Origin of the sequence: Nocardioides zeae (assembly GCF_030818655.1) — a bacterium.
GTDB classification, from domain to species: domain Bacteria; phylum Actinomycetota; class Actinomycetes; order Propionibacteriales; family Nocardioidaceae; genus Nocardioides; species Nocardioides zeae_A.
Window position 1 is genome coordinate 4,235,262 of sequence record NZ_JAUTAN010000001.1, and the last position, 15,793, is coordinate 4,251,054.

A 15,793-nucleotide genomic window follows, 5' to 3' on the forward strand; every position below is an offset into this window, starting at 1 on the left:
CGACCGCGGTGGCGCTGCGCGCCACCCCCTGCCTGGGTCGTGTGGTCGTGGGCCGCTCTGCTCACGGGGCGGGTGCGAGCCGCCTGACCTGGCGTCCGGCGAGGGCGGCCTCGACGAGCAGCACCATGCCGTGCGCCCAGGGCATGGGCAGGGCCGCGACGGGAGCCCCGGTGGCCGCGTGGACCTGCTCGGAGAGGAAGTCGTTGAACGTCGTGTAGTCCTCGGCCCAGCGCAGGAGGTCCGCGACATGGTCACGGCGGCCTCGCGCCTCCTCCCAGCAGGCCACCCGCAGCGCACCGCGAGCGGCGGAGCGGTGTGCAGTCCCGCAAAATCGGTTACCTCAGCAGGGGATTCGATATGATGCGTCCGCGCCCCGCGGGGCGCCCGGGCCGTCGTCGACGTCCCGGTGCGGATCGAGACCAGGGGTCGAGCATGGAGGAGCAGCGGGACGGTCGGACGGCCGTGGTCACCGGAGGCACGAGCGGCATCGGCCGCGCACTCGCCGTGAGGCTGGGGCAGGAGGGTGTGCGGGTCGTCGTGGCCGGGCGCGACGAGCGGCGGGGGGCCGCCGTCGTGGAGGAGGTCACGGCGCTGGGTGGCCGTGCCGAGTTCGTGGCCACGGACGTGACCGTCGACGCCGACGTCCGGCGGCTCGCCGAGCGGGCGAGCGCGGACGGGCCGCTCGACCTCTGGTTCTCGAATGCGGGCACGGAGGGTCCGATCGGACCCATGGCCACCTGGGACGAGACCGCGCTGCGCCAGGTGCTCGACGTCAACCTCCTCGGGGTGCTCTCCGGCCTGCGCCACGCGGCGGACCACCTGCGCCGCGGGGGAGCGGTGGTCAACACCGCCTCCTTCGTGGGTACGGCGCTGGCGGTGCCCATCGCGGTGCCGTACGCCGCGGCGAAGGCGGGCGTGGTCGCCGCCGGTCGGAGCGCGGCGCCGCTCCTCGCGGACGCGGGGATCGCGGTCTACACGCTCTGCCCGTGGGTCATCGACACCCCGATGGTCGACCGGCTGACGGGTGGCGCGCCGGACGACAAGGCCGGGTTCGCCGCCGGCTTCGCCCCGAGCGGTCGCCTGACGACGACGGACGAGGTCGCGCAGGCCGCGTGGGACCTCGTCGAGGGCCGGATCGCGGCGAGCAGCGGCGACGCGTTCCTCGTCGACGCCGGCCCGACGGTGACCCGCCTGCGGGCCTAGGGGCCGCCGGTCGCGCTCAGGGCACGGAGGGTCGGCGGCGGGCGGCGCGGGCGCGCCGCGCGGCCTCCGCGCGCGCGAGGTCGGTGGCGGCGCCCACGGCCTCCAGTGCCTCGACCGCCTGCTCGAAGAGGGCATCCACCGCCTGGTCCTCGACCACCGACGAGGGATCGGCGTCCTCCAACGCAGCGCGGAGCCACAGGGCCTGCGCCTGCAGCAGCGGGGTGAGGCCGGTCTCGTGGAGCGTCGGCGCGAGCAGGGCCCGGAGGCGGTCGTGCTCTCCCGCGGCGAGGAACCACGGGGCGACCATCGTGAGGTGGTGCGGGTAGTCGTCGACGAGACCGCAGTGGTGCAGGGCGAGGCCGCAGAGGCGCTCCGCCCGGTCGAGCGCCTCGGCGTGGTCGCCCTCGAGGTGGCAGCGCAGGGCGTGGATCGCGTCGAGCCACAGCCGGTCGTAACCGTCGAGACCCTCCCGGACCGGGGCGTCGAGGTGCGCGAGGGCCTCGGCCGGACGCCCCCGCGTCTCCGCGGCGAGCGCCCTCTGCACCCGCGCCATCATGTCGGCGACGTGGTCCTCGAGGTCGGGATGGCTCCCGGCGAGCGCGTCGAGCTCGGTCCACCGTCCGGCCAGCCGCAGGGCGAGCACCTGGTTGGAGACGATCTGCTCGAGCAACGGACGGTTGCCCGCACGCGTCGCCGTGGCGACGGCCTCCTCGCCGATGGCCACGGCCTGCTGGACGTCGTCGGCGATCCCGAACGCCAACGCCACCAGCAGGCTGTGCGTCAGCTGCGCGGTGAGGAGGTGCGAGCGTGCGTAGTCCACGGCGAGCCGACGCAGCTCACGGGCCATGAGGTGCTGGCCCCGGAGGCTGACGGACTGGGCTGCGGCGCTCAACGTCACGGCCACGACGGGCGGCTGCCCGCTCCGCTCGGCGTGGGTCGACATCAGGTCGCGCCAGACGAGCGCCGAGGACCAGTCGGCGCACGTCTCGTGCCACTGCATGGCCTGCATGCAGAGGATCGCGGCGGCTCCCGGACCCACGCCCTCGAGTCCGTCGGGCCCGGTGAAGGACCGGAGCGCCGCACCCTGCGCCGCCACGTCGCCGCGCAGGCCGTGGGCACGGCTCGCGAGGGCCGCCGCACGAGCGCGGTCGTCGGGGGTGGCGGTGACCGGGGCGGGTTCCGCGAGCACCGGCTCGAGAACGTCCACGACGACGTCGAGGTGCGCGAGATCGGTGGCGGCCTCGGCCATCGCGATCCGCGCGCGGACGGCAGCGGTCGTCAGGCCGTCGGCGCGCGCCAGCAGCTGGTCGCCGAGGTGCAGGACCTCCTGCGCGGCTCCCATCTCCGCGGCATGGGCCATCGCCGTGGCCAGCCACGCCACCAGCCGCTCGCCGAGCGCACCGCGCCGCGGGTCCGCCGCGGGGAGCAGCGTGTAGGCATCGTGGAGGTGCTGCACGATCACGGCGCCCAGCTCGCCCCGTGCACCGGGAAGACCCTCGAGGTGGTTCACCGCCGCCAGGTGCAGGTGGGCCCGGTCGCGACGCGCCTGACCCTCGTAGGCCACGGTCCGCACCGTCGGCTGCACGAACGCGATCCGGCCGTGGTCGGCGCTGAGGCGGTCGGTCACGCGCACGAAGAGCTCGCGCGTGCAGAGATCGGCCACCTGGGCCTCCACCTCGTGCGGGTCTGCCCCCGTCAACGCGCACAACCCGGCGACGGTGAAGGTCTGGCCCAGCACCGCGGCGGCGTCGACGACCCGACGTGGTGCGGCCGTGAGGAGGTCGAGGCGACTGGCGACGAGCAGCTGGAGACTGGTGGGAGCGCGCATCGACTCCACCGCTGCGGGGTCGACCGTCGGACGCCAGCGCAGCGGTGGCCGCTGGGGCTGCCCCGTCGGCTCGAGCAGGTCCTGGTCGTGCAGCGCGCGCACGGTCTCCACGGCGAAGAGCGGGAGGCCCTCCGAGCGGCGCACCAGCAGCTCGGCCACGGCGTCGGGCAGGCCGTCGACCAGCTCGTCGAGCAACGAGCGCAGCTGCTCCGGGGTCATCCGTTCGAGGTTGAGCACCGCGGTGCGCCCGGAGGTCGCGAGGCGGGGGCGTCCGTCGAGCAGCTCCGGACGGGCCAGCACGACCACGAACCCGGGGAAGCGGCCCCGGGACACGAGGTGGCCGACGAAGTCGAGGAACCCGGCATCGGCGTGGTGGGCGTCCTCGACGATCCACACGACGGGTGCCTGGTGGCGCTCGGAGATCCGCTCGAACCACAGGCTCCAGGCGGCGAACCGGTCGTCCCGACCGACGTCGACGAGCTCCTCGCCCTCGGGCGCCAGGCCCAGCAGTCGCAGCAGGTGGGCCTCCATCCACCTCCGCTCGGCGACGTCCTGCACCACGTCGCAGAGGACCGCGTGCAACCGCTCGCGCGCCTCGGCGGGCTCGGCGTCGTCGGGGATCCCCGCGCGCACCCGGACGGTAGCGCTCAGGGCGGAGAAGGCGACGCCGTCGCCGTACGACACACAGCGGCCGCTGTGCCACAGGACCGCGTGGGGGAGGCCCTCGACGTAGGCCTCGAGCTCGCGGGCGAGCCGTGACTTGCCGATGCCCGCGGTGCCCGCGACGACGGCCATCCGTGGACGTCGCTCCTCCTCGGCGGCGTGGAACAGCTGCTGGAGCAGGGCCAGGTCCCGCCCCCGGCCGACGAGCGGGACGTCCGAGCGGTCGAGCCCCGTCGTCGTGGTGGGGCTCGCGCCGGCGACCACGTGCAGGCGCACGGGCTCGGTCTTCCCCTTGAGGTCGTGCTCGCCCCTGTCGCGCACGTCGAAGATGCTCGCTACGAGACGCGCCGTGGCGTGGTCGCACCAGACGCTCCCCGGGGTCGCGGCGGCCTGCACGCGGGCGGCGACGTTGACCGGGTCGCCGGCGACCATGCCCTGCCCGACGGCCCCGACGGTGACGGCCACCTCGTCGGTCACGATGCCCACCCGCGACGCCAGTGCGGGAGCGTCGAGGTCCTCGCCCAGCCGCGCCACGGCGTCGACGAGGTCGAGACCGGCGCGGACGGACCGCTCGGCGTCGTCCTCGTGAGCCGTGGGGACGCCCCAGACCGCCATCACGGCGTCCCCGATGAACTTCTCGATGGTCCCCCCGTAGCGCGCCACGATCTGCCGCGCCCGGTCGAAGTACGCCGTCAGCAGCTCGCGCACCTCCTCGGGGTCTCGACGTGCTGCCAGGCCGGTGAATCCCACGAGGTCGCAGAAGAGGACCGAGACCACCCGGCGCTGCGCCACGGGCGCGGTCGTCCCCGCTCCCACCGCCGGCGTGGTCGGGGCACCGACCTCCCGTCCGCAGGCGGGACAGAACCGCGCGCCCGGAGGCAGCACGCCGGAGCAGGAGGTGCAGGGCGCGGGTGCGGCCGTGCCGCAGCCGGCGCAGAAGCGGGCTCCCGCGAGCAGGGGCAGTGCGCACGTCGCGCAGACCACGGTGCCTCCTCGCCACCTCGGGCGGCCGGGCGGGCCGCCGCGGCGTGAGCATATGCGGGATTCCACTTCGATGCCCCGCGGCGGTCTCTAAAGTCTCCCCGAGGGAGTCGGGTGTGCCGCCCCATCGATGGAGGAGGTGGCCGTGGCCGCACCGGAGGACGCCGGTCGTCGCGCCGCAGGGCCGACGCGGCGGTCGCGACGCCTGTCGATCGGTGCCGTGCTGGCCGAGACCCGCAGCGCGCTCGTGACCGTCGTCCGCAACGCCGACCTACGGCGAGTACAGCTCGCCCTGGTGACCTCCCTCGTCGGTGACTTCGCGTGCGCCACGGCCGTGACCGTCTGGGCCTACACGGTCGGCGGAGCGAGCGCCGTCGCGCTGCTCACTGCTGCCCGCCTCGCGGCCGCTGCCGTCACGGCACCCCTGGCGGCCGTCGTCAGCGACCGGGTCAGCCGTCGCACCGCCCTCCTCGTCACCTCGGGCCTCCGGGCCCTCTTGATCGGTGCGGCCGCGGCGTACCTCGTCACCGGGGCGGACGACCCGTGGCCCGTCTACGTGCTCGCCACGCTCGCGGGGGTCTTCGCGGCGCCGTTCCGTTCCGCGCAGCGCGCCTGGATGCCGGCGCTCGCGGACGACCCTCGCGAGCTGGCCGCCGCGAACGCGGCCAGCGGCACCCTGGAGAGCCTCGCGGTCTTCGTCGGTCCGGCGCTGGGGGGACTGCTCCTGCTCGTCGCCAGCGTGCCGGTGGTGCTCGCGCTGAACGTCGCCACCTTCGCGCTGTCGATGCTGCTCATCGCTCGGGTACGCCGCGGTGGGCGGCGTGCGGACGACCCGGACGGCCCGGACGGCCCGGGGGGTGCGCCCTCGCCGGGATCCGGCTTCCTGCGGGAGCTCAGCGCCGGGTTCGTCACCGTCGGGCAGGACCCGGACCTCCGGAACGTCGCCGGCCAGGTGTGCGCGCAGACCTTCGTCGGGGGAGCGTCGAAGGTGTTCCTGGTCGTCCTCGCCGTCGAGGTGCTGGGCACGGACGCCGGGGGCGTCGGTCTGCTCGAGGCGGTGCTCGGGGTCGGCGCGGTCGTCGGGGGACTGCTGACCCTGGCACGTGCGTCGCGCCAGCGCCTCGGTGGTGACCTGGCGGCCGGCGTGCTGCTGTGGTCCCTGCCCCTGCTGGCGGTGGCCGCCTGGCCCTCGCCGGTCGCGCTGGTGGTCGCGCTCGTGGTCGTGGGAGCCGCCAACCCCGTGGTCGACGTCAACCTCGACACGATCGTGCAGCGCATGACTCCCGAGGCCACGATGGCACGCGTGTTCGGGGCCCTCGACACCTGCTACATCGCCACCCAGGCCCTCGGCTCGCTCGTGATGGCCCCCCTGCTCGTGCTGGTCGGGGTGCGCTGGTCGCTGGTCGTGGTGGCGGTCCCGGTGGCGGCCGTGGCCGCGCTGAGCCTGCCGAGGATGCGGCGGCTGGACGCCCGCCTCGAGGCACCTGCGGCGCTGCCGCTGGTGCAGCAGGTGCCCTGGTTCCGGCTGCTCGCCCCCGCGGTGCAGGAGTCGTTGGCCCGCTCGCTGCGTCGCGTGGAGGCGGGTCCCGGCGCCACGCTCGTGCGGGAGGGCGACCCGGCCGACGCGTTCTTCGTCATCGCCTCGGGACGCGTGGAGGTCACCCAGGAGGGGCGGGTGCTCCGCCAGCAGGGACCGGGCGACTTCTTCGGCGAGATCGCGCTGGTCCGCGACATCCCGCGCACGGCCAGCGTCGTCGCCCTCGAGCCGACGGTCGTCATGAGCCTCGGCCGCCACGAGTTCCTCGCCGCCGTGGCCGGGCGGCCCCGTTCGCTGGTGGAGGAGGTCGCGGCCAGCCGGCTGGCGTTCCGCGGCTGACCCGGCCGCCTAGGGTGACCGCCATGGCGGGAGCACCGGGGACGGGCGACGGGCTCGACCCCGCGCTGGCGCAGCGGGTCGTCGACGCCGTGGCGCCGACCCTCCAGCAGGACCTCAACCTCATGGACGTCGACGGCACGGTCGTCGCGTCCACCGACGCGGACCGGATCGGGCAGCCGCACCGTGCGGCCCGCGAGGTGGCGGCGACGGGCCGCCCGGTCCGGGTGACCCGCGTGGCCGACGGGGTGGGGGACCGGCCCGGTGCCAACGTCCCGCTCGAGCTCGACGGCCGCATCGCCGGGGTCGTCGGCGTCACCGGCGACCCGGAGGCGGTCGAACCGGTCGCGCGGCTGGTCGCGCTGGCCGTGGGCCTGCTGCTGGCCCGGGAGCGGGAGCACGACAGCGGCACCGAGACCCGCACCCGAGCCCGCGAGCTGGTCGCCACGCTCGTGTCGCCCACCGCGTCGCCCGTCGCGGTGCAGGACCGGCTGGACCGCCTCGGTCTCGGTCGGGGACCGTGGGCGATCGGGGTCTGGGCCAGCCGCGAGGTCGCCGGGGACGGGGTGGCCGTCCCCCCGGCCCGTGCCGAGCACGCCGTCACCGCGGTCAACGACCGCCGGGACGCCACGGCCCCGTGCGCCGTGGTCCTGGACGGGCTCCTGTGGGCGGTCGCCGGCCACGGCCGCCGGCTCGACCGAGGTCTCGGCGGTACGGCGACGCGTCGGGTCGTCGTCGACGACCTCGCCGACGTCGAGGAGCTGGCCGGGTGGGCCCCCGACCTGCGCGCGCTCGGGCAGCGGGGTCGGCTGCTGCCGACGGCGGAAGAGGAGCCGGGCTGGAGGGCGGAGGTCGCGATCGGGGTGGCGCACCTCCCCGAGCGGAGCCGGCGCCGGTGGGCGCGCACCGTGGAGCGGCTCTCGCCGGTGCAGCGGGAGACCGTGGCGGTGGTGGCGCGTTCGTCCTCGCCCGCCGCGGCGGCGGAGCAGCTCGTCGTGCACCGCAACACCCTGCTCCAACGTGTCGACCGCATCCGTGCGCTCACGGGCCTCGACCTCGGTCGCCCCGACGAGGCCGCGGTGCTGCTCGCGGCGGTGCACGCGCTCCGGTCGCTGTCGGCCGGCTAGTGGGCGTGCGCACACAGCGCAGCGCGCCGGCTCGCCTCGAAGGTGGGCGGAGGACCGTAGCGGCCGCCGGGTCGGCCGCCTAGGGTCCTCGCATGACCTCGTCCCGACGCCGGCCCCGGGTGGTCGTCGTGCCCGACTCCTTCAAGGGCAGCGCCACCGCCGCCGAGGTCGCCGAGGCGATGGCCGCAGGTGTCCGCGCCGCGGCCCGGGCCTCGGACGGACCCGAGCCGGAGGTCCGCGCGGTCCCGTTCGCCGACGGCGGCGAGGGCACGCTGGACGCGCTCCTCGATGCCTGGGGGTCGACGCCCCGCCTCGTCGCCGCGACGGACGCGCTCGGCCGCCCGGCCCGGGCGCGCTGGGGCCTCGCGCCCGACGGGGCGACCGCGATCGTGGAGGCGGCCGAGGTCAACGGACTGCCCCAGGTGAGCGACGTACCGCTGCAGCCCCTCGCGGCGACGACCCGGGGCGTCGGCACGGTCGTCCGCGCCGCCCTCGACGCCGGCTGCTCGGAGCTGCTGCTCTGCATCGGTGGGTCCGCCACGACCGACGGCGGTGCCGGTCTCCTGCGCGAGCTCGGCGTCCGCTTCCTCGACGTCGACGGCCGGGAGCTCCCCGACGGCGGGGGTGCGCTGGAGCGGCTCCACCGCGTCGACGCCGAGGGGCTCGACCCCCGGGCCGCGGCGGTGCGCTGGCGGATCGCGTGCGACGTGACGAACCCCCTCGTCGGGGAGCGCGGAGCGGCGGCCGTGTTCTCGCCGCAGAAGGGAGCGACACCCGTCGACGTCGCCATCCTCGACCGGGGTCTGCGGCGCCTGGCCGCGGTGCTCCTCGCGGTGACCGGGGTCGACGTCGCCGACCTCCCCGGCGCCGGCGCGGCCGGCGGCCTGCCCGCCGGTCTGCACGCCCTCCTCGGGGCGGAGCTCGCTCCCGGCGGGGACCTCGTGGCCGCGGCGGTCGGCCTGCCGGACCTGCTCGCCGACGCCGACCTCGTCCTCACCGGCGAGGGGCGGCTCGACCAGCAGTCCTTCCACGGCAAGGTCGTCGACACGGTCCGCCGGCTCACCCCGGCGCCCGTCCCCGTCGTCGCCGTGGCGGGATCGGTCACCGCGACGACCGAGGAGATCGACGCGGCCGGGTTGACCGCCGCGTTCTCGATCGCCCGGGGCCCCGCGTCGCTCGACGAGCTCCGGGCGGGCGCCGTCGAGGCCGTCACCGCCACCACGACCCAGGTGGTGCGGGTGTGGCTCGCGAGCCGGACGACATCGGACTGATCGCCGCGGGGCTCCTGGGCGGCCGGGCTAGCATCGTCGACGCTCCTCGAACCCAGGGGACGTCGGTGCAGTGGCAGGAGGAGGGGCCGTGGGTCTCGCGAGAGATTCCCGTCCATGGTCGAGCGCCCGATGTCGTCCGGCGTCGAGCCCGCCGGGTGGAGCGTCGTGAGCGCCGCGGGGGACTGGGTCGACCTCGACCTCCCGCACGGCGCGGAGGCCGTGCCCCTGGCCCGGAAGGCGCTGCGGGAGGCGTTCGCCGCCCGGATGGCCGCCGCCGCGGAGGGCGCGGCGGACCAGGAGTGCGCCCTGGACGTCGGGCGGGCGGAGGACGTGCTGCAGGACGTCCTGATCGTGGCCGGGGAGCTCGTCATCAACGCCGTGGACCACGGTCGTCCGGGGGTGCTCGGCACCGTCCGCCTGTCGTGGAGGTCGCACGAGGGTCGCGTCTACCTGCGGATGACGGACGCCGGCTACGACCCCGCGTTCAGCCAGGGGCTGCGCGAGCGGGGCGACCCCGCGTCGATCCGGGGCCGCGGCCTGTTCATGGTGGACGCGATCTGCGAGCAGTGGTCGGTCGCGAGCGACCCGGCCACCGCGACCACCCAGGTGACGGCCTGCCTGGCGGGGTGCGCCCGCAGGTCGTGAACCGTGGAGCGAGGTCGTGGAGCCACCCGTAGGAGTGGCGCGACGGGCGAGTCCCACGGTCGTCGTGCGCTGGCACGTCCGGGGCGCTATGTTCCCGCCAGTGAAGGGTTGGGAGGGCGCGAGCCCCGCGCTGCGCGCGCACTACGAGGCCATCGACTGGGCGACCACGTCTCTCGGTGCCACGGCGAGCTGGACGCCCGCGTTGCGCGCCGCCACACGGACCGTGCTGGACACCCAGTTCCCGGCGGTGCTGATGTGGGGTCCGGACTTCCTCATGGTCTACAACGACGCCTACGCCGAGCTCATCGGGGAGAAGCACCCGGCCGCGCTGGGTGCCGCGGCGAGCAAGGTGTTCGCCGAGGCGTGGGACCACATCGGTCCGCTGCTCGAGGGAGTGCGCTCGGGTGGGGGCGCCTGCTTCTACGAGGACGAGCTCGTTCCGCTGGACCGCCACGGCTTCCTCGAGGAGTGCTACTTCACCTTCTCCTACTCGCCGGTGCGCAACGAGGAGCGCGAGATCGAGGGCGTGCTCGACATCGCCTCGGAGACGACGGCCAAGGTCATCGGTCAACGTCGCGCCGAGGCGCTGAGCCGGCTCTCCGACGTGCTCGCCACCGTCGAGACCAAGCAGGACCTCCGTCGGCTCTCCCTCTACCTGCTGCGCGACCTCGTGCGGGACCTGCCCGCGGTCGACATCCGGATCCCCGAGCTGCCGGAGGAGGCCCCGATCGCGCACTCGGGGTCCACACCCCCCGCCCTGCCGAGCGCCCCCGGGACGCCCATGTCCGGGACGTCCCTCTTCGTCGAGGAGACCCCCGGGGGCCGCGTGGTGTGGCAGCCGCTGACGAGCTTCCCGCGGCCCGGCCGGCCGCTCCCGACCCTGGTGTGCGGGATCAGCGACCAGCTGCCCTTCGACAAGGACTACCGCACCTTCCTGCGGCTGGTGGCCGCCTCGCTGACGCAGGCCCTGACCCGCATCGACCTCCTCGAGGCCGAGCGCGACGTCGCCGCCGCCCAGCGGCAGATGTCGGTCGCCCTGCAGCAGGCCCTGCTCACGCCGCCCATGGAGCCCGACCACCTGCAGATCGCGGTGCGCTACACCCCTGCCACCGACGTGGCGCAGATCGGCGGGGACTGGCACGACGCGTTCCAGCAGCCCGACGGCGCGCTCGTCCTCAGCATCGGCGATGTCGCAGGCCACGACCTCGAGGCTGCGGCTGCGATGGCCCAGCTCCGCAACCTGGCCCGCGGCATCGCGGTCGCCACCGACCAGAGCCCCGCCCGGATCCTGGAGCACCTCGACCGGACGATGGAGATCCTCCGGGTCGAGACGATGGCCACCGCGGTCTTCGCGCGCGTCGAGCAGACGCCCGAGCAGAAGGCAGCCGGGCTCCGCAGTCTGCGGTGGTCACGGGCCGGGCACCTGCCTCCGGTGCTGCTGCGGCCCGACGGCACCGCCGAGCTGCTGGACGAGGGCGGGGAGACGATCCTCGGGGTCTACCGCGACGTCGCCCGCACCGACCTCACCGTCGAGCTGGCCCCCGAGACCACCGTGGTGTTCTACACCGACGGCCTCATCGAACGACGCGGGATCCCCCTCGACATCAGCATCGAGTACCTGCGCTCCGAGATCAGCGGCCTGCAGCACCTCGATCCCGAGGCGCTCTGCGACCACCTCCTGGCCCACCTTCGCCGCCCACGACCAGGACGACGACATCGCCCTCATGGTCCTACGGGCGCGCACGGAGTAGACCACCCCGGTCACGGCACGGCGCCGTCGCCCGTCCGCAGGTCGGCGCTGAGCACGAGGAGGTCGAGCTCCCGGCTCGTCTCGGGGCCGACCGGGCCCATGCCCTCTTCGCCCCGGCACCCCCGCGGTCTCATCGCGCGGGCGACGTTGCCGGTCGAGGTTCGGGGACCCGCGGTCGAGAGGTGCCGCGCCTGCGTCAGCGCAGCCCCTCGCGGAACACCTGGTGGAACACCTCGGCGCCGCGCCCGGCGGGCGTCGCCAGTCCCATCTCGCGGTTCGTGCGCAGGTAGTCGGAGAAGCCCGGCAGCCGCTGCGCCTCGACACCGTCGATCCGCCGGAACCCCATCGTCCACTCGGGGAACGCCCGCTCCGTGATCTGCTCGTTGAGCACGATGAACAGTCCGCGGTGCCGGTTGTCGGCGAGGATGCGGCCGAAGGTGGCGTGGACGGCCTCGTCCGGCCCCTCGAGGGTCTGCACGAAGCTGCCGTCGGCGTAGAGCAGCGCCCCGGTCAGGCCGGCGTCGTGGTTGGCCGCGCGCGACTGCGTCAGCAGGTCCTCGAGCTCGTCGGGGGACATCGGCTCGATGGCGCTGCTGAGGTAGGTCAACGAGATCATGGGGCCACCTGCTCATCAGCGCTGTCGGGTCCCCCATCGTCACACGCGGCGCGTACGTCGCGACGCGGCCCCCTGCCGCCGCGCCGGTCCGAGCGGCACCTTTCACCCGTGCGGGCGAGCGCGCGGCGTACCTGAGGGGACGCTGTGACCTTCGCCAGAACGACGCCGATGATGTCGCACGCGTTGCGGGGCCCACGTACATTGCGTCTGGCCCTCGTCCACGTTCAGGAGAAGACGTGTCCGTCACACCCCCGAGCCCCTCCGGCCGTCGCGCCGCCCCCAAGCGCCGCGCGCGGTCGAAGCGTCGGCACACGGTGGCGACCGTCATCACGGCGACCGCCGCGATCCTGTGCATGGTGACGGCGCTCGGCGTGGCCTTCACGGTGCGTCAGTTCGACAACGGCATCAACACGTTCGGCAACGAGGCGGAGGCCCTCGGTGACCGTCCGGACAAGGTCGACGCTGACACCCCGGAGGAGCCGCTCAACATCCTCCTCGTGGGCTCCGACGCCAACAACCCCGACAACGGGGCGCGCTCCGACACCACGATCATCATGCACCTCTCGGGCGATCGGGACTTCGCGTACGGCGTGAGCCTCCCGCGCGACGCGCTCGTCGACCGTCCCGAGTGCCTCGCGCCGGACGGCACGGACGTGCCCGGCGAGAAGATGGTCATGTTCAACACGGCCTACAGCGAGGGCGGCGCCCTCTGCACGCAGAAGACGGTCGAGTCGCTCACCGACATCCGCATCGACGCGACCATCGAGATGGACTTCGGCGGGTTCGAGGACATGGTCGACGCCATCAATGGTGTCGAGATCTGCCTGACCGAGCCGATCCGGGCGAGCCGCTACAACAAGGCGCTGCCGAAGGAGGGCACCTTCACGGCGAACGGCGAGGAGGCGCTCATCTACGTGCGCGAGCGCCACCAGCTCTCCATCAACGGCGACGTCGGCCGCATGAAGCGGCAGCAGGCGTTCCTCGCGTCGATGGCCAACAAGGTGGTGTCGGCGGAGACGCTGACCAACCCGGTCCGGGTCCGGAACTTCGTCACGGCGGTCAGGGACTCGATGACCATCACCGAGGAGTACGGCAGCATCCAGAAGCTCGCCGACATCGCGGTCGGCTTCAACGGCATCGGCCTGGACAACATCAACTTCCTCACGGTCCCCAACGAAGAGTACTCCGAGGACCGCAACCGCCTCGTCTGGACCGACGAGGCCGACGACCTGTGGACCCTCATCCGCGAGGACAAGCCGTTGACGTCGGAGTTCCTCACCGGCGCCATCGGTGCCGAGGAGAGCGGCGGCAGCGTCAACACCGGCGAGCCGACGGCATCGCCGACCGACCCGGGCAGCACCACCACGGCTCCCTCGACCACGGACCCGACGGACACCGCGACCGACAGCGACCCGACGGACGACGAGGAGTTCAACGCCGAGGAATTCGCCGCCGACAACGGTCTCTGCTGAATGTCCGAGCAGGAGCCTCGTCCGGAGCCCGAGTGGCAGCGCAAGCGCCGCCTCGCGGCGATCTTCGGCGACGCGCTGCCCGAGCAGACCGGCGACGACACCGACCGGGGCGAGCCGGGCGACGCGCGCGGCGGCGACTCGGCCTCCGATGCCTGGCTCCGCGCCCAGGTGCCCCCGCACCATGGCTGACCGCACGCTCCGCGAGATCGTCGTGGTCCCGCCCGTGCCGGCGCTCCTGCCGGAGCACGCGAGCCTCGTCGACCCGGTGGCCGAGCTCCGCGCCGCCGTCGCGGCCGCCACCGCGGGCCTCCGCGCCGCAGGAGGCCTCGTCGGCGTGCTGGGCTCCCCGGCCGCCGCCCACGTCGCGGACCACCTCCTCGACGGGGTTCCCCACGCGCCGTACGACGCGGAGCGACCCCCCGCCGACCTCGCCGGCCTGCTGGTGCTGGGCAACGGCTCGGCCACACGCACGGAGAAGGCCCCCGGCCACCTCGACGAGCGGGCCGAGGCGTTCGACGTCGCGCTCGGTGCGGCCCTCGCCGCGGGCGACGGTGCGACCCTCGCCGCGGTCGACGCGGACCTGGGCCGTGCCCTGTGGGCCGAGGTCGACGCGTTGCGGACGCTGGGCGGGCTGCTGCGTGACGGCGGGGGCGCGTGGCAGGTCGAGGTGACCTACGACGACGCGCCGTACGGCGTGCAGTACTGGGTCGCGCGCCTGACCCGCTGAGGCGCGCGACCCGACCTCCGGAGGTCCGGCCCCTCAGTGCTCCTCGGTCGAGCGCGAGTCGGTGAGGGTGCGCGCGCCGACCACGGTGATGACGGCGACGAGCCCGGCCAGGATCGCGAAGCCGATCCGCTGGCTGTCGAGGAACTCGTCGGTGACGGCCGAGGACCACGCGCCGAGGGGGAGCGTCGAGCCCATGACGGCGGCGGTGACGGTCCCGACGACCGCCACGCCGAGGGAGTTGCCGACCTCCTGCGCGGTGTCGTTGAGGGCGGAGCCGAGCGAGGTGTGGCTCTCGGGGAGGGCCTCGACGAGCGCGACGGCCGAGGTCGTCACGACGAGCCGCATGGCGACGGCGAGGAGCCCGAGCCCGACGGCGAAGACCGGGTAGCCGGCGTCCAGTGCGACGACCAGCACGAGCAGGGCCACGACGAGCAGCGAGCTGCCGGCGACGGCGGTCAGACGGTGGCCCACGCGGTCGACGAGCCGGTCGGTCAGCGGCCCCGCGAGGAACATCCCGGCCACCATCGGCAGCGTGCCGAACCCGGCGACGACGGGGGACCAGCCCCAGGCGTACTGGAACAGCTGCGTCGCCGAGAACGACACCCCGACCATCGCCACCATCACGCCGGACTGGAGCAGGGCGCTGCCGCGCACGGTGGGGAGGGTGAAGAGCCGCAGGTCGAGCATCGGGTGGGCGGCGCGCCGCTCCCGCTGGACGAAGCCGGTGGCGGCGGTGACAGCACCGGCGGCGACGACGAGCGTGACGGGGGCGTACCAGCCCTCGTCGACGGCCAGCGTGAGCGTCAGCAGGCCGAGCCCGAGCGTGGCGACCGAGAGCAGCGCGCCCGGAACGTCGGCGCCGCCGACGCGCAGGTCGGCCGGGTCGTCGGCGGGGATGCCGCGCCGCACGCCCCACCAGGCGACGACGGCGACGGGGGCGTTGACCACGAGCAGCACCTGCCAGGGCAGGTGGGTGACGGCGAGACCGCCGAGCACGGGCCCGACGACGACGCCGAGCATGGCGACGCTGACGATGAGGCCGATGGCCCGACGGCGCAGCTGCTCGTCGTCGAAGAGCCGGAACATCAGCGACATCGTCCCGGGCGCGATGAGCGCCGCGAACACGCCGCAGAGGGCGCGCACCGCGATGAGCTGCCAGGCCTCGGTGGCGGCCAGCACGAGCAGGGACGAGAGCCCGAAGCCCGTGAGCCCCACGAGCAGCATGCGGCGGCGGCCCAGCAGGTCGCCGAGGGTGCCGCCGATGAGCAGCAGGCCGCCGAAGGTGAGGGCGTAGGCGCCCACGATCCACTGCAGGCCGGTGGGACCGACGGCGAGGTCGCGCCCGATCGTCGGCAGCGCGACGGTGAGGATCGAGTTGTCGACCATCTCGACGAGCATCGTGAGGCAGAGCGCGAGGAGGGCGGGAGCCGCCGCGCGGAGCGACGTGGGGCGGGGACGGGACTGGGTCGAAGGGGCTGACGGGGCGGGTGACGGGGGTGCTGACGGGGTCGTCGTGGGCGTCGGTACGGCGGTCATGACGGCCTCCTCTCGGGGGGTCGGGGTGATCGAACGACGTTCGACTCGAACGTGGTTCGATAATAGAACGTTGTTCGAGACTGTCAACACGGCCTAGGGTG

At 74.5% G+C, this 15,793-nt stretch carries 12 protein-coding genes and 1 pseudogene; 9 read left to right on the forward strand and 4 right to left on the reverse strand.

Annotated elements, in window-relative coordinates; all coding sequences use genetic code 11:
* Positions 1-61: 61 nt before the first annotated feature.
* Positions 62-286: a hypothetical protein gene (locus QE405_RS20040; RefSeq protein ID WP_307204614.1), complete on the reverse strand. Its 225-nt coding sequence runs from the start codon at positions 284-286 to the stop codon at positions 62-64.
* A gap of 146 nt (positions 287-432) precedes the next feature.
* Here QE405_RS20040 and QE405_RS20045 point away from each other — a divergent pair, with 146 nt between their 5' ends.
* A complete protein-coding gene (locus tag QE405_RS20045) occupies positions 433-1,203 on the forward strand; it encodes an SDR family oxidoreductase (RefSeq protein ID WP_307204621.1) in 771 nt (256 codons plus the stop codon).
* 16 nt (positions 1,204-1,219) lie between these two features.
* Here QE405_RS20045 and QE405_RS20050 read toward each other — a convergent pair whose 3' ends face one another.
* Complete coding sequence (locus QE405_RS20050) at positions 1,220-4,678, reverse strand: adenylate/guanylate cyclase domain-containing protein (RefSeq protein WP_307204627.1); 3,459 nt, start codon at positions 4,676-4,678, stop codon at positions 1,220-1,222.
* Positions 4,679-4,820: 142 nt separating this feature from the next.
* Here QE405_RS20050 and QE405_RS20055 point away from each other — a divergent pair, with 142 nt between their 5' ends.
* The 5 genes and pseudogenes from QE405_RS20055 to QE405_RS20075 all read left to right on the forward strand — a co-directional run.
* Positions 4,821-6,551 (forward strand): cyclic nucleotide-binding domain-containing protein, encoded by a 1,731-nt coding sequence (locus QE405_RS20055; RefSeq protein WP_307204636.1) that lies wholly within the window; start codon positions 4,821-4,823, stop codon positions 6,549-6,551.
* Positions 6,552-6,574: 23 nt separating this feature from the next.
* Positions 6,575-7,675, forward strand: a complete 1,101-nt coding sequence (locus QE405_RS20060; RefSeq protein ID WP_307204642.1) for a sugar diacid recognition domain-containing protein — start codon at positions 6,575-6,577, stop codon at positions 7,673-7,675.
* A 92-nt stretch (positions 7,676-7,767) separates the two neighbouring features.
* Complete coding sequence (locus QE405_RS20065; protein ID WP_307204650.1) at positions 7,768-8,946, forward strand: glycerate kinase; 1,179 nt, start codon at positions 7,768-7,770, stop codon at positions 8,944-8,946.
* Between the two features lie 114 nt (positions 8,947-9,060).
* Positions 9,061-9,591, forward strand: a complete 531-nt coding sequence (locus QE405_RS20070; protein ID WP_307204658.1) for an ATP-binding protein — start codon at positions 9,061-9,063, stop codon at positions 9,589-9,591.
* A gap of 1,063 nt (positions 9,592-10,654) precedes the next feature.
* A pseudogene (locus tag QE405_RS20075) lies at positions 10,655-11,275 on the forward strand (PP2C family protein-serine/threonine phosphatase); the annotation flags it as partial.
* Between the two features lie 262 nt (positions 11,276-11,537).
* Here the strand turns inward: QE405_RS20075 and QE405_RS20080 are convergent.
* Positions 11,538-11,957, reverse strand: coding sequence for a BLUF domain-containing protein (locus QE405_RS20080; RefSeq protein WP_307204663.1), 420 nt, complete (start codon positions 11,955-11,957; stop codon positions 11,538-11,540).
* Positions 11,958-12,193: 236 nt separating this feature from the next.
* Between QE405_RS20080 and QE405_RS20085 the strand changes: the two genes are divergently transcribed.
* The 3 genes from QE405_RS20085 to QE405_RS20095 are packed head-to-tail and all read left to right on the forward strand — an operon-like array spanning position 12,194 to position 14,156.
* Positions 12,194-13,429, forward strand: coding sequence for an LCP family protein (locus QE405_RS20085; RefSeq protein ID WP_307204669.1), 1,236 nt, complete (start codon positions 12,194-12,196; stop codon positions 13,427-13,429).
* Entirely contained in the window at positions 13,430-13,618 is a 189-nt protein-coding gene (locus tag QE405_RS20090) for a hypothetical protein (protein ID WP_307204677.1), read from the forward strand.
* Positions 13,611-14,156: a hypothetical protein gene (locus QE405_RS20095; protein ID WP_307204683.1), complete on the forward strand. Its 546-nt coding sequence runs from the start codon at positions 13,611-13,613 to the stop codon at positions 14,154-14,156. The genes QE405_RS20090 and QE405_RS20095 overlap by 8 nt, the downstream gene beginning before the upstream one ends.
* A gap of 33 nt (positions 14,157-14,189) precedes the next feature.
* Here the strand turns inward: QE405_RS20095 and QE405_RS20100 are convergent, their stop codons facing one another.
* Positions 14,190-15,692 (reverse strand): MFS transporter, encoded by a 1,503-nt coding sequence (locus QE405_RS20100; RefSeq protein ID WP_307204689.1) that lies wholly within the window; start codon positions 15,690-15,692, stop codon positions 14,190-14,192.
* Positions 15,693-15,793 lie beyond the last annotated feature (101 nt).